This window comes from Streptomyces sp. NPDC057623, from assembly GCF_042800355.1.
Taxonomy (GTDB): domain Bacteria; phylum Actinomycetota; class Actinomycetes; order Streptomycetales; family Streptomycetaceae; genus Streptomyces.
Map to the genome: position 1 here is coordinate 132,622 of NZ_JBHVGZ010000007.1, position 12,043 is coordinate 144,664.

Below are 12,043 nucleotides of genomic sequence, written 5' to 3' on the forward strand. Positions count from 1 at the left end.
CCCCCTTCAGACGATCGGGTCGTGGACGGTGACGAGCTTGGTGCCGTCCGGGAAGGTCGCCTCGACCTGCACGTCGTGGATCATCTCGGGGATGCCCTCCATGACGTCGTCCCTGGTGAGCAGCTTGCGTCCGGAGGACATGAGCTCGGCGACCGTGCGGCCGTCGCGGGCGCCCTCGAGGAGGTGCGACGTGATCAGGGCGACCGCCTCGGGGTGGTTGAGCTTCAGCCCACGGGCGCGGCGCTTCTCGGCCACGTCGGCCGCCACGTGGATGAGCAGCCTCTCTTGCTCGTGCGGGGTCAGTTGCACGTCCCACCTCACAGTCCTCGCTCCGGACCGTGCGGGGCCCGGTTTGCCGCGGCCACGGGGCAAACTGCCTGGTGGCGTGGATGGGCAGGCTAGTTGGACGGCGTTTCAGGCAAGTTAACCGAGCTGTGATCCATCGGTTGCGGCGGTCTCGTCCCGCATGCTGGTCAACGCCCGCAGACCGTCCCGGAGAACCTCGATCGGGGCGGGCCCGAAGAGGGACTGCTGGGCGATGAAACCCAGCACGGTGGCGATCATCGTGCGGGCCACGTGGTCCGGCGCCACGTCCGCCGGCATCATCCCGGCCTCCTGGTAGCCCTCGACGATCCTCCCCCAGGCCGCGCGCACCGAGCCGTAGCCCTCGCGCAGGATCGCCGCCAGCTCCTCGTTGCGGAGCGTCTCCGTCCACACCTGGATGACGAGCCGCGGAAACGCGGGCCGCCCGTCGACGACCAGGGACTCGCGGGCGGCGAGTGTCCTGCCGAGGACCGAGGCGACGAGTTCGGCGGGCGGCGGGGGCGGGCTCTGCCGCGCCGCTTCCTCGAAGGCCGTGCGCACCGAACCGAGCACCTCGGCGACGATCGCGCCGATCAGGGCTTCCTTGCCGCTGAAGTAGCGGTACACCGCCCCGGCCGAGAGGTCGACCTCCTTGAGCACGTCCTGCATGGATGTGGCGTGGAAGCCGTTGCGGGCGAAGCAGACCGCGGCGCCGTCGAGGATCTGCCGGCGGCGGGCGTCGAGGTGTTCCTGGGATACGCGGGCCATGGTCCACAAAGTAAAACGAACATTCCTTCTTGACAAGGAGCGGCAATCGCAGGACGGTGGTGGAACAAGTAAAACGAACGATCCTTCTTTTTAGCCGATGTCCCAGGGAGACCTCATGTCCACCCCGTCCGCCACACCGTCCAGGTCCACCTCGCGTCGGCACCTGATCGCGGTCGTTCTCCTGGTTCCCGCCCTGGCGGCGCTCGCCCTGTGGGCCTTCGCCTGGCCGGCCGCCCGCACCGCTCCGCGCGACCTGCCGCTCGGCGTCGCCGGACCGCCGTCCGCCACGGCCCAGGTGGAACGGCGGCTCGACCGGCACGAGGGCGCGTTCGAGATCCACCGCTACGCCGACGAGGCGGCCGCCCGGGCGGCCGTCGAGGACCGGACCGTATACGGCGCGGTCGTCGTCACCCCCCAGGGTCCCGAGCTGCTGACCGCGTCGGCCGCGAGCCCGGCCGTCGCCCAGCTGCTCCAGCAGGCGGTGACCCAGCAGGCCGCCGCCGAGGGCACCCAGGTCAGGACCGTCGACGTCGTGGCCGCGTCGCCGAACGACCCGCGCGGCGCGGCGCTCGGCGCCAGCGTCCTGCCACTCGCCCTGGCCGGCATGGCGGCGGGCGCCGCGGTGACCCTGCTCCGGCTGCGCGGCATCCGCGCCGTGAGCGCCCTGGCCGGTGCCGCCGTCCTGATCGGCGTGGTCGCGGCGGCACTCGCGCACAGCTGGCTGGGGATCCTCACCGGAGACTGGTGGGCGGAGGCCGGGGTGTTCGCACTGACGACCCTGGCCGTGAGCGCGGCCGTCGCGGGACTCGCCGCGCTGGTCGGCAACGCGGGCATCGGCATCGTGTCGTTCGTGGTGATGTTCCTCGGCAACCCGTTCTCCGGGGCCTCCTCGGCGCCGCAGATGCTGCCCGAGCCGGTCGGCACGATGGGCCAGTGGCTGCCGCCGGGCGCGGGCGCGAGCCTGCTGCGCTCGGTGTCGTACTTCGACGGAGCCGCGGCGACCGGCCCCGCCCTGACGCTGGCCTGGTGGGCCGCGCTGGGCCTGGGCGCCGTCCTGCTCGGGAGCGCCCTGAAGTCCCGCACGCCGAGCGCCGAGCCCGCCCCCGAGAAGGCGCTCGCGCCCGTCGGCTGACCGGCCGCGCCGGGCACACCGAACCGACCGTGCACCCCTGCTGTAGCGGACAGGGGTGCACGGTCCTGCGTTTTCCGGAAGCCCGGAAGCCCGTCGGCCGGGCTCTACGCGGGGCCCGACCCGCGATGCTCGGCTGCGATGCCGAAGCGCTGCCGTTCGCGGGGAGCGGACGCGGCCTCGCGGACGCTGGAGACCGCGCTGATCACCTGCTCCTCGACGAGTTCCGCCGGCTCTCCGAGCTTCTCCAGTCGCTCCAGGTCAGCGGCGGAGACAAGGGCGACGAGGGGCTTTCCGTGGCGCGTCACGACGACGCGCTCACCGCCGTACACCACGCGATTGATCAGTTCGGCGAGCTCAGCCCTGGCTTGCGTCACCGGAATCTCGTAGGCCATGCCCCTACATTACGTCATGTACGTCCTGTACATTTTTTACAGGCACTCCGCCAAGGGAGCGTGAGCCATGACCCGACCGACCGCCCGCCATGTGCTGCCCGAGTTCACCGAGCGCACGAGCAGCGGCACCAGGACGCAGGACCCGTACTCGAAACTGCTCGAGGAGCGGATCGTCTTTCTCGGCACACAGATCGACGACATCTCGGCGAACGACGTGATGGCCCAGTTCATGTACCTGGAGCACAAGGACCCCGACCGGGACATCTCGCTGTACATCAACTCGCCGGGCGGCTCGTTCAGCGCCATGTCGGCGATCTACGACACCATGCGGTACGTCACCTGCGACGTGGAGACGATCTGCCTGGGCCAGGCCGGCGCGTCCGGCGCGGTGCTGCTGGCCGCGGGCACTGCGGGCAAGCGATTCGCCCTGCCGGGGGCCCGGGTGGTGATCCGTCAGCCGGGGCTGCCCGAGCCGGTCCAGGGCCAGGCGAGCGATCTGGCCATCCAGGCCGACGAACTGACGCGCGTTCGGGTCCGCCTGGAGGAGATGCTCGCCCTGCACACCGGGCGCAGCCGCGAACAGGTGAGCGAGGACATCGAGCGGGACAAGATCCTGAGCGCTCAGGAGGCGCTGGAGTACGGACTGGTGGACGCGATCATCCCCAGTCGCAGGGCCACCGCCGCGCCGCCCACCGGGCGGTGACCGGCCCGTGCTGCCACCCGAGCTGCCGCCCCTGCCCGCACTGACCCGCGCGGAGGGCGAGTTGATCGACCGTTACCTCGATGCCGTCGACCTGCTCGGCCGGATCAACCCGGGTCGGCACGGCGACACCTACAGCGGACTGCGCGCCGCCCAGGCGCTGGTCGGCAAGGCGGCCGAGCTCCGGGACGCGCTGGCGCTGATGCACCAGCGGGGCGAGACCGAGCTGCACGCTCCCACGCTGGCGCGTGCGCTGCGCGTGCTGGACGGAGAACGCCGCACGGCTCGCGTCACGGTGCCGCCGCGCTCCGACAGTTGACGACCCGTACAGACCGGTTCCGGACGTCCCGACCCACTGTCGAGGCGTCCGGAACGCAGCTGAAACGGACCAAACGACGTACCGCCTTTCGGCGTAGCCGCCTGTCCTTTTGAGCGCCCGTCAAGGTTGCGCAACGGGTGTGACCCCAAGGCGGAATCAAGCGTTCCGCCCCAGGTCCGGGGCTCCTCGGGCACCTGGACGCCCACTCGAACAAAGGGGTGTCCACCCGAACGGGTGAGTGGTGAGTAACACCACAAATCCCCGGTTCCGTTGGGATTTTCGTTCATCCGTGCGTCAAGATCCCTGACTGACGACAAGCCCCCGCCACAGCGGCGGGGCGGTCCGGGCGGACGCCGAGTCCTGCCGCCGCCCGGATGACCGGTCGACAGGAGTGGATCGGCAGGAGTGGAGGACCCGAGCAAGACGGGTCGCCGGAGCGGACGTTCGTTCGATCCGAGCCGCCCTTGGGGTGAAGCCGTGGCAACGCGGCCGGGCAACTTCGCCAGCCCGAATCCGACAGGTCATCCTTCACAGGCGGCTGACGAAGGGTTGCGCATGACTGCGCTCAATCGTGTCCCGTCGCTCATGGCCCGGGCCGGTACGGCCTCGGCTCTCACCATCGCCGCAGTGGGCGGCTCGATCGTGGCGCCCGGCTTCGCCTCCGAGGCGGAGGCCGCCACGCCGGCGACGAAGGCACTCCAGGTCGCGGCCTCCAAGAAGGGGTCCCCGTACAGGTGGGGCGCCACAGGCCCGAACCGGTTCGACTGCTCCGGGCTCACGCTGTACTCGTTCAAGAAAGCGGGCAAGAAGCTGCCCCGTACGGCGGCCCAGCAGTACAACAAGACCCGCCACATCTCCGCCACGAACCGCAAGGCCGGAGACCTGGTGTTCTTCCACTCGGGGTCGAACGTCTACCACGTCGGCATCTACGCCGGGAAGGGAAGGATCTGGCACTCCCCGAAGAGCGGGGACGTCGTGAGGCTCCAGAAGATCTGGACCAGGAGCGTCTGGTACGGCCGGGTCAAGTGACCTTCCCGGGGGCGGGGGGGGCGACCTGACACGCCGTCACCGCCCCCGGGCCCTTCAGAGGGTCTGTAGCGGCCCGGCGAGGAGTGCCGCGCCGAAGACCGTCAGCGCGGCGCCGGTGACCGTCGTGACCGCCCGGGCGGCACGCGGGCGGCGCAGCCACCTGCCGAGCCGGTCCACCAGCAGGGCGACCGCCTGGAACCACACCAGCGCGATCGCGAGCACGATCAGGGCGAGCAGCAGCGTCCGGGGCAGCGCCGGAGCGCCCGCCGGCACGAACTGGGGCAGCACGCTGAGGAAGGTGAGGGACGCCTTCGGGTTGAGGGCGTTGGTCACGAAGCCCTGCCGCAACGGCCGTGTGGCGGAGTCCTCGCGCTCGTGCACGACTTCGGCGCGCCGCTGCCGCAGCGTCTGGACGCCCAGGTACAGCACATAGCCGCCGCCTACCACTTGAAGCGCGCGGAACAGCGCCGGTACGGCGGTCAGCACCGCGGCGACCCCCACCACCGCCAGCGTCACATGCACCAGCAGCCCGGCCCCGATCCCGAGCGCGCAGACGATGCCGGCCCGGCGGGAGACGAGAGCGTTGCGTACGACGACGGTGAAGTCGGCCCCGGGCATGGCGACCAGGCCGGCGGAGACCCCGGTGAAGGCGATGAGCTGAGCGTCCATGCCTGCCAGCCTGCCGCGCGGAAGCCTTCAGCAGGTATTTCGAATAGTCTGGGTGTTCCTTAAGCAATGCTTTAGGCAGGGCCGTCAGACAGGCTGAGAGGCCCCGCGCTCGAAGGGACCCGCCATGTACGACCCGACCCGCCTCGCCGCCCTGGTGGCGGTCGCCGAGGCGGGTTCGATCACCCGGGCCGCCGAGCGGCTCGGCTACACCACGCCCGCGCTCTCCCAGCAACTGGCCAAGCTGGAGCGCGAGACGGGCACCGCCCTGCTGGTACGGCACCATCGCGGGGCCCGGCTGACGGGTGCGGGCGAGCTGCTGGTGACCAGGGCCCGGCGGGTGCTCGACGAGCTGGAGCGGGCGCGGCACGAACTGGCCCGGCTGACCGGGCTGACGGGCGGCACGCTCCGGCTCGGCACCTTCCAGACCGCCGGCATCCATCTGCTGCCGCCGGCTCTCAGCGCCTTCCGCCGGGCGCATCCGGACGTGGAGCTGACGGTCGCCGACTACGAACCCTCCGCCGGCGTCGCCGCCGTGGCGGCCGGGGAGATCGACCTGGCGCTGACCCACGCCTATGAGCCGGGCGCCCCGACCCCGCTCGTCTCCTCCGTCCTCGTCGAGCCGATCCTCGTCGAGGAACTGGTCCTGGTGTCCGCTCCGGGCCACGCCCTCACCAGCGGACCGGCGCGGCTGCCGCTGACCGAGCTCGCCGGGCAGCCGCTGATCAGCATGGCGCCGGACGCGCCGGCCCGGCGGGGTGTGGAGGCGGTGCTGGCCCGGGCCGGGGCCCTGCCCTCGGTGCTGGTGCCGACGCCGGGGTATCTCCTGGTGTGCGCGCTGGCCAGTGCGGGGCTCGGGGTGGCGGTCGTACCGGAGATGGTCGCGCGTACGTCGGTCACCCCGGTCGGGGTGCGCGCGCTGGAGGGCGGAGAGCTGCGCCGGACGATCTCGGTCGCCCATCGCGGTGACGAGAGGGCTCCCGCCGCGGACGCCTTCCGGGCCCTGCTGCGGGGCACGTTCGGCCGGTCCGGACAGCAGGGGTGAGGGGTCAGGAGTCCTGGGGTCCCGCCGCCGGGACGGGTGCCGCGGGCACCGTCCAGGGCAGTTCGATGGAGATGGTCTTGCCGCCCTCGCGGGTCGGTCGCACTCTCAGCTTGCCGCCGCACTCCGCGGTCAGCCAGCGGATGATGACCATGCCGCGGCCGTTGTCCTGCTGGACGGCGGCCGGCAGCCGCTTGGGGAAGCGGGGGTGGCTGTCGGTGACGCCGATGCGCAGGTGTTCGTCACGGTCGAGGACGAGGTCCACCGTGAAGGTGGGTGACTGCCCGAGGGTGTGCTGTACGGCGTTGGTGGTGAGCTCGGAGACGATCAGACGGATGGTGTCGGCCACCTCCGTGTCCGGTGGCAGTCCCCACTCGGCGAGAGTGGTGACCACGTAGGACCGGGCCGCGGAGACCGAGGCGGGATCGCTCGGCAGAGTGACGGATGCTTCCAGATGATCTGCCATGGCGACGTCGTCCCTTTCCCAACGGGACCGGAGTCCGACACGGAGCGGAGGGTTCGAGTACGGTCCCGGACTGGTGCTTCGTCGCCAGACTGCCATTACCAGGGCCGTCAGGGTGCCGATCCCCCAAGATATGCATATATCTGTCGCTCGAAGCGGTGAACTCTGCGACGGCAGACCGTATTTGGGCGGCTCGGTTGGAGTAAGGAGTTGCCCATGCAGCACGGTCCCGCGGTGCGCCGCAGAAAACTGGGCGCGGAACTGCGTGCGTTGCGCACCGGCGCGGGGCTCACCAGTGGTGAGGCGGCCCGGCTGGTGGGCTGGCACCAGTCCAAGGTGAGCCGGATCGAGACCGGCTCCAGCGGCGTGAAACCGGCCGATGTGCGGTTACTGCTCGACGCGTACGGCGTACAGGACGCCCGGCTACGGGAGTTGCTGCTGGTGCTGGCGGGGTCCGACGAGGGTGCCGGGCGGCATCACTGGTGGCACGCGTACCGCGGAGTGCTGCCGCCGACGTACCGCGACTTCATCAGTCTGGAGTCCCAGGCGAGCGCGATGCGCACCTTGGAGACCTCCGTGGTGCCCGGGTTGTTGCAGACGCCCGAGTACGCGCGGGCGGTGACCCGGGCCGCGGTGGGCGGACTCGCCGACGAGGCCGCCGACGCCGACGAACGGCTGGAGGCGCTGGTCGCGGTCCGTCTGGCCAGGCAGGACGTGCTGCACGCCGATCAGCCGCTGGTGCTGAGCGCGGTGCTCGACGAGGCGGTGCTGCGCCGGGAGATCGGCGGGCCCGAGGTGATGGCGCGGCAGTTGGGGCGGCTGATGGAGGCGGCACGGCTGCCCCAAGTCCGGCTCCAGGTGCTGCCGTTCGCGGCCGGTGAGCATGTCGGCATCACCGGGCCTTTCGTTATCTTCTCATTTTCGCGCACTTCTGATCTGGATGTGGTTGTTCTCGACCACTTGACGAGTAGCCTCTACCTCGAACGGGAAGAAGACCTCCAGGCCTACACGGAGGCCTTCAACGCCCTTCGGATCCACGCCCTTTCGCCCGAGGAATCGCTGGATTACATCGCCGCGCTTGCCGGCGGTGCGTAAGGAGGCACCATGACCGCAATGCCTCGGAACATCACGTCGAGTACCGATCTGCCCGGTGCGCGATGGCTGCGCAGCAGCTACAGCACCGGAGCGAACAACTGTGTGGAGACGGCGCGGCCGCACTCCGGTCCCTGGACCGGGCTGCTGGCCGTGCGCGACTCCAAGGACCCGGCCGGACCCGCGCTGCTCTTCTCCCCCGAGAGCTGGACGGGCTTCACGACCGCGTTCCAGTCCTGACCGCTCCGATCAGCTCTGACCGCTTTAGATCGGTTCCAGTCCCATCAAGTTCCACTCTGATCAGTTCCGTCTGACGCGACGGCAGGGCCGTGTCACGCCGACTCATGGTCGTGTCTCGCCGATCACCCGTACAGCGCGTTCGATCTGCCCCTCGGAGAGGTCCGCGCGGGCGGTCAGCCTCAGCCGTGAGATGCCGTCGGGGACGGAGGGAGGACGGAAGCAGCCCACGGCGAGGCCCGCCGCACGGCAGTCGGCCGCCCAGAGCACGGCCTGCTCCGGGGACGGCGCGCGCACGGAGACGACCGCGGCGTCCGGACGTACCGCTTCCAGGCCCGCGGCCGTCAGGCGGGTGTGCAGTTCGCTCGCCACCGTGCGCGCCCGCGCCGCGCGCTCCGGCTCGCGGCGCAGCAACCTCAGTGCCGCCAGGGCAGCGCCCGCCGCAGCGGGGGCGAGGCCCGTGTCGAAGATGAACGTCCGGGCCGCGTTGACCAGGTGGTCGATCACCCGGGCGGGGCCGAGGACGGCGCCGCCCTGGCTGCCGAACGACTTGGACAGCGTGACCGTCACGACGACGTCGTCGGCGCCGGCGAGTCCCGCCGCGTGCGGGGCGCCGCGGCCGCCGTCGCCCAGCACTCCGAGCCCGTGGGCGTCGTCGACGACCAGCCCGGCGCCGTGTTCCCGGCACGCCTCGGCGAACCGGGCCAGCGGGGCGGCGTCGCCGTCGACCGAGAAGACGGTGTCGCAGACGACGACGGCAGGACCGTCGTGCGTCTGGAGCGCCTTGCGCACCGCGTCCGGGTCGGAGTGCGCGACGACCTGGGTGCCGCCCCGGGCCAGCCGGCAGCCGTCGATCAGGGAGGCGTGGTTGCCCGCGTCCGAGACGATCAGCGAGCCGTGCGGAGCCAGCGCGGTGACCGCGGCGAGGTTGGCCGCGTAGCCGGACGAGAAGACCAGGGCCGCCTCGAAGCCGCAGAAGTCGGCCAGCTCGCGCTCCAGCTCGGTGTGCAGCTCCGTGGTGCCCGTGACGAGCCGGGAACCGGTCGCACCGCCACCCCACGTGCGCGCCGCCCGCGCCGCGCCCTCCGTCACCTCGGGGTGGCGGGCCAGACCCAGGTAGTCGTTGCTCGCGAGGTCGAGGAGCGGCGACTCGGCGGGGCGCGGGCGCAGGGTCCGTACCAGCCCGGCGCGGCGGCGCGTCTCCGCCTGCTCGTCGATCCAGCCGAACGCCATGACTCCTCCGGGCTTTTGTAGGCAGTGCACAGACACTAGTCGCACGACCGACGGCGCACGGTGTGGCAATACCCACACATCGAAGTGACAGGGTTGTCCGAAGTCTCCTTGGCTCGGAGCCCCTCCGTACGTCAGGATCAGCTCCCATGGACCTGCTGAACACGCTGGTGGACAAGGGGCTTCGGCGCGAGCTGCCGACCCGCGAGGAAGCCTTGGCCGTCCTCGCCACTTCCGACGACGACCTGCTCGATGTGGTGACCGCGGCCGGCAAGGTGCGCCGGCACTGGTTCGGCCGACGGGTGAAACTCAACTATCTCGTCAACCTCAAGTCCGGGCTGTGCCCCGAGGACTGCTCCTACTGCTCCCAGCGCCTCGGCTCCACCACCGGCATCCTGAAATACACCTGGCTCAAGCCCGACGAGGCCTCCCAGGCCGCGGCCGCCGGTTTGGCGGGAGGCGCCAAGCGGGTCTGTCTGGTGGCGTCCGGGCGCGGCCCGACCGACCGTGACGTGGACCGGGTCGCGGGCACCATCAAGGCGATCAAGGACCAGAACGAGGGCGTCGAGGTGTGCGCCTGTCTCGGACTGTTGTCCGACGGCCAGGCGGAGCGGCTGCGCGAGGCGGGTGCGGACGCCTACAACCACAACCTCAACACCTCCGAGTCGACGTACGGCGAGATCACGACGACGCACACCTACGCCGACCGCGTCGACACCGTGAACAAGGCGCACGCGGCCGGCCTGTCCGCCTGCTCCGGCCTGATCGCGGGCATGGGCGAGAGTGACGAGGACCTGGTCGACGTCGTCTACTCGCTGCGCGAGCTGGACCCGGACTCGGTGCCGGTCAACTTCCTGATCCCGGTCGAGGGCACCCCGCTGGCCAAGGAGTGGAACCTCACCCCGCAGCGCTGTCTGCGGATCCTGGCGATGGTGCGCTTCGTCTGCCCCGACGTCGAGGTGCGCATCGCGGGCGGCCGCGAGGTGCACCTGCGCACCATGCAGCCCCTCGCCCTGCACCTCGCCAACTCGATCTTCCTCGGCGACTACCTGACCACCGAGGGCCAGGCCGGCAAGGCCGACCTGGAGATGATCGCGGACGCCGGGTTCGAGGTGGAGGGCGCCGACCAGGTGACACTGCCGGAGCACCGGGCGGACGTGGCCGCCGCCGGGGGCGGGTGCGGGTCGCACGAGAGCGCGGGCTGCGGATCCGACGAGGGTGCCGGGTGCGGTGGGCACGACAGCGCCGGGTGCGGTGCGCACGCGGGGGGCGGTGTGTGCGGTACGGCCGCCGCCGCGCCGGCCGTCACCGAGCCGCGCACCGACCTGGTCGCCGTCCGCCGCAGGGGTGCCGGAACGGACCTCGCGCCCAATGCCTGAGGCGCGCACGGTGCCCGACCTGACCGTGCCCGAGCTGCTGGAACTCGACCGGCGGCACGTCTGGCATCCGTACGGTCCCATGCCCGGCCGTGCCGAACCGCTCGTCGTCGCGTCGGCGAGCGGGGTGCGGCTGACCCTGGCGGACGGCTCGGGCGAACTGGTCGACGGCATGTCGTCCTGGTGGTCGGCGATCCACGGCTACAACCACCCGGTGCTCAACGAGGCCGCGCGCGAGCAGCTCTCGCGCATGAGCCATGTGATGTTCGGCGGGCTCACGCACGAGCCCGCCGTGCGCCTGGCGAAGCTCCTTGTCGACATGTCGCCAGACGGTCTGGAGCATGTCTTCCTCGCGGACTCCGGGTCGGTGTCGGTCGAGGTCGCGGTCAAGATGTGCCTGCAGTACTGGCGTTCGCTGGGCCGCCCCGGCAAGCAGCGGCTGCTGACCTGGCGCGGCGGCTACCACGGCGACACCTGGCAGCCGATGTCGGTGTGCGACCCCGAGGGCGGGATGCACGAGCTGTGGACCGGGGTGCTCCAGCGCCAGGTGTTCGCGGACCCGCCACCCGTGGAGTACGAGGAGTCCTACGCCGACCATCTGCGGTCGCTGATCGAGCGGCACGCGGACGAGCTGGCGGCGGTGATCGTCGAGCCGGTCGTGCAGGGCGCGGGCGGGATGCGGTTCCACTCCCCCGCGTATCTGCGGGTGCTGCGGGAGGCGTGCGACGCGCACGACGTGCTGCTGGTGTTCGACGAGATCGCGACCGGGTTCGGGCGCACGGGCGCGCTGTTCGCGGCCGACCACGCGGCGGTGACGCCGGATGTCATGTGCGTGGGAAAGGCGCTGACCGGCGGTTATCTGACGATGGCCGCCACCTTGTGCACCTCGCGCGTGGCCGACGGGATCTCGCGCGGCGAGGTTCCGGTGCTGGCTCACGGCCCGACCTTCATGGGCAATCCGCTGGCGGCCGCGGTGGCCTGCGCCTCGATCGAGCTGCTGCTCGGCCAGGACTGGGGGGCCGAGGTCAAGCGGATCGAGGCGGGCCTGCGGGACGGGCTGGCCCCGGCGGCGGACCTTCCCGGCGTACGGGACGTACGGGTCCTCGGTGCCATCGGGGTCGTCCAGCTGGACCACGAGGTGGACATGCGGGCCGCGACCGTCGCCGCCGTACGTGAGGGCGTGTGGCTGCGGCCGTTCCGCGACCTCGTCTACACGATGCCGCCGTACGTCACGGGTGACGCGGACGTGGCACGGATCGCCCGCGCGGTGTGCGCGGCCGCACGGGAGGGCTGA

At 71.3% G+C, this 12,043-nt stretch carries 15 protein-coding genes and 1 riboswitch; of the genes, 9 read left to right on the forward strand and 6 right to left on the reverse strand.

Annotation, left to right across the window (positions count from 1 at the left end):
* Positions 1–6 precede the first annotated feature (6 nt).
* A complete protein-coding gene (locus ACFU95_RS10430; protein WP_354729446.1) occupies positions 7–309 on the reverse strand; it encodes an urease subunit gamma in 303 nt (100 codons plus the stop codon).
* 114 nt (positions 310–423) lie between these two features.
* A complete protein-coding gene (locus ACFU95_RS10435; RefSeq protein ID WP_383824646.1) occupies positions 424–1,071 on the reverse strand; it encodes a TetR/AcrR family transcriptional regulator in 648 nt (215 codons plus the stop codon).
* Between the two features lie 115 nt (positions 1,072–1,186).
* Between ACFU95_RS10435 and ACFU95_RS10440 the strand changes: the two genes are divergently transcribed.
* On the forward strand, positions 1,187–2,203 hold the full coding sequence (locus tag ACFU95_RS10440; RefSeq protein ID WP_383824648.1) for an ABC transporter permease: 1,017 nt from the start codon (positions 1,187–1,189) through the stop codon (positions 2,201–2,203).
* Positions 2,204–2,307: 104 nt separating this feature from the next.
* Here the strand turns inward: ACFU95_RS10440 and ACFU95_RS10445 are convergent, their stop codons facing one another.
* On the reverse strand, positions 2,308–2,595 hold the full coding sequence (locus ACFU95_RS10445) for a type II toxin-antitoxin system Phd/YefM family antitoxin (protein ID WP_383824652.1): 288 nt from the start codon (positions 2,593–2,595) through the stop codon (positions 2,308–2,310).
* A gap of 67 nt (positions 2,596–2,662) precedes the next feature.
* Between ACFU95_RS10445 and ACFU95_RS10450 the strand changes: the two genes are divergently transcribed.
* The 3 genes from ACFU95_RS10450 to ACFU95_RS10460 all read left to right on the forward strand — a co-directional run bounded on the left by ACFU95_RS10450 (position 2,663) and on the right by ACFU95_RS10460 (position 4,643).
* Positions 2,663–3,298, forward strand: a complete 636-nt coding sequence (locus ACFU95_RS10450; protein ID WP_383824655.1) for an ATP-dependent Clp protease proteolytic subunit — start codon at positions 2,663–2,665, stop codon at positions 3,296–3,298.
* A gap of 7 nt (positions 3,299–3,305) precedes the next feature.
* The gene (locus tag ACFU95_RS10455) at positions 3,306–3,614 is read left to right on the forward strand and encodes a hypothetical protein (RefSeq protein ID WP_383824657.1); all 309 of its coding nucleotides are present in this window, start codon (positions 3,306–3,308) and stop codon (positions 3,612–3,614) included.
* 341 nt (positions 3,615–3,955) lie between these two features.
* Positions 3,956–4,166: riboswitch (cyclic di-AMP (ydaO/yuaA leader) on the forward strand.
* Between the two features lie 3 nt (positions 4,167–4,169).
* Positions 4,170–4,643 carry a C40 family peptidase gene (locus ACFU95_RS10460; RefSeq protein WP_383824660.1) on the forward strand — a complete coding sequence of 158 codons (474 nt, stop codon included), beginning with the start codon at positions 4,170–4,172 and terminating at the stop codon, positions 4,641–4,643.
* A gap of 54 nt (positions 4,644–4,697) precedes the next feature.
* Here ACFU95_RS10460 and ACFU95_RS10465 read toward each other — a convergent pair whose 3' ends face one another.
* Positions 4,698–5,312 (reverse strand): LysE family translocator, encoded by a 615-nt coding sequence (locus ACFU95_RS10465; RefSeq protein WP_383824663.1) that lies wholly within the window; start codon positions 5,310–5,312, stop codon positions 4,698–4,700.
* 124 nt (positions 5,313–5,436) lie between these two features.
* Here ACFU95_RS10465 and ACFU95_RS10470 point away from each other — a divergent pair, with 124 nt between their 5' ends.
* Positions 5,437–6,354 carry a LysR family transcriptional regulator gene (locus ACFU95_RS10470; protein WP_383824666.1) on the forward strand — a complete coding sequence of 306 codons (918 nt, stop codon included), beginning with the start codon at positions 5,437–5,439 and terminating at the stop codon, positions 6,352–6,354.
* A 4-nt stretch (positions 6,355–6,358) separates the two neighbouring features.
* Here the strand turns inward: ACFU95_RS10470 and ACFU95_RS10475 are convergent, their stop codons facing one another.
* Entirely contained in the window at positions 6,359–6,817 is a 459-nt protein-coding gene (locus tag ACFU95_RS10475; protein ID WP_383824669.1) for an ATP-binding protein, read from the reverse strand.
* A gap of 213 nt (positions 6,818–7,030) precedes the next feature.
* Here ACFU95_RS10475 and ACFU95_RS10480 point away from each other — a divergent pair, with 213 nt between their 5' ends.
* On the forward strand, positions 7,031–7,909 hold the full coding sequence (locus ACFU95_RS10480; RefSeq protein WP_383824672.1) for a helix-turn-helix domain-containing protein: 879 nt from the start codon (positions 7,031–7,033) through the stop codon (positions 7,907–7,909).
* Between the two features lie 9 nt (positions 7,910–7,918).
* The gene (locus ACFU95_RS10485; RefSeq protein WP_383824675.1) at positions 7,919–8,146 is read left to right on the forward strand and encodes a DUF397 domain-containing protein; all 228 of its coding nucleotides are present in this window, start codon (positions 7,919–7,921) and stop codon (positions 8,144–8,146) included.
* 102 nt (positions 8,147–8,248) lie between these two features.
* On the opposite strand, the gene ACFU95_RS10490 is transcribed toward ACFU95_RS10485, so the two are convergent.
* Positions 8,249–9,376 carry an 8-amino-7-oxononanoate synthase gene (locus ACFU95_RS10490; protein WP_383824677.1) on the reverse strand — a complete coding sequence of 376 codons (1,128 nt, stop codon included), beginning with the start codon at positions 9,374–9,376 and terminating at the stop codon, positions 8,249–8,251.
* A 146-nt stretch (positions 9,377–9,522) separates the two neighbouring features.
* On the opposite strand from ACFU95_RS10490, the gene bioB reads away from it, so the two are divergent.
* Together bioB and ACFU95_RS10500 are read left to right on the forward strand one after the other, a co-directional pair.
* Positions 9,523–10,752 carry a biotin synthase BioB gene (gene bioB, locus ACFU95_RS10495; protein WP_383824680.1) on the forward strand — a complete coding sequence of 410 codons (1,230 nt, stop codon included), beginning with the start codon at positions 9,523–9,525 and terminating at the stop codon, positions 10,750–10,752.
* Positions 10,745–12,043: an adenosylmethionine--8-amino-7-oxononanoate transaminase gene (locus tag ACFU95_RS10500; protein ID WP_383824682.1), complete on the forward strand. Its 1,299-nt coding sequence runs from the start codon at positions 10,745–10,747 to the stop codon at positions 12,041–12,043. The genes bioB and ACFU95_RS10500 overlap by 8 nt, the downstream gene beginning before the upstream one ends.

Bases quoted from the DNA above. Each gene is read 5' to 3' on its own strand.
- ACFU95_RS10460 (WP_383824660.1), top strand. From the start codon at position 4,170: ATGACTGCGCTCAATCGTGTCCCGTCGCTCATGGCCCGGGCCGGTACG.
- ACFU95_RS10465 (WP_383824663.1), bottom strand. From the start codon at position 5,312: ATGGACGCTCAGCTCATCGCCTTCACCGGGGTCTCCGCCGGCCTGGTC.
- ACFU95_RS10475 (WP_383824669.1), bottom strand. From the start codon at position 6,817: ATGGCAGATCATCTGGAAGCATCCGTCACTCTGCCGAGCGATCCCGCC.
- bioB (WP_383824680.1), top strand. From the start codon at position 9,523: ATGGACCTGCTGAACACGCTGGTGGACAAGGGGCTTCGGCGCGAGCTG.
- ACFU95_RS10480 (WP_383824672.1), top strand. From the start codon at position 7,031: ATGCAGCACGGTCCCGCGGTGCGCCGCAGAAAACTGGGCGCGGAACTG.
- ACFU95_RS10445 (WP_383824652.1), bottom strand. From the start codon at position 2,595: ATGGCCTACGAGATTCCGGTGACGCAAGCCAGGGCTGAGCTCGCCGAA.
- ACFU95_RS10500 (WP_383824682.1), top strand. From the start codon at position 10,745: ATGCCTGAGGCGCGCACGGTGCCCGACCTGACCGTGCCCGAGCTGCTG.
- ACFU95_RS10440 (WP_383824648.1), top strand. From the start codon at position 1,187: ATGTCCACCCCGTCCGCCACACCGTCCAGGTCCACCTCGCGTCGGCAC.
- ACFU95_RS10485 (WP_383824675.1), top strand. From the start codon at position 7,919: ATGACCGCAATGCCTCGGAACATCACGTCGAGTACCGATCTGCCCGGT.
- ACFU95_RS10435 (WP_383824646.1), bottom strand. From the start codon at position 1,071: ATGGCCCGCGTATCCCAGGAACACCTCGACGCCCGCCGCCGGCAGATC.
- ACFU95_RS10490 (WP_383824677.1), bottom strand. From the start codon at position 9,376: ATGGCGTTCGGCTGGATCGACGAGCAGGCGGAGACGCGCCGCCGCGCC.
- ACFU95_RS10450 (WP_383824655.1), top strand. From the start codon at position 2,663: ATGACCCGACCGACCGCCCGCCATGTGCTGCCCGAGTTCACCGAGCGC.
- ACFU95_RS10470 (WP_383824666.1), top strand. From the start codon at position 5,437: ATGTACGACCCGACCCGCCTCGCCGCCCTGGTGGCGGTCGCCGAGGCG.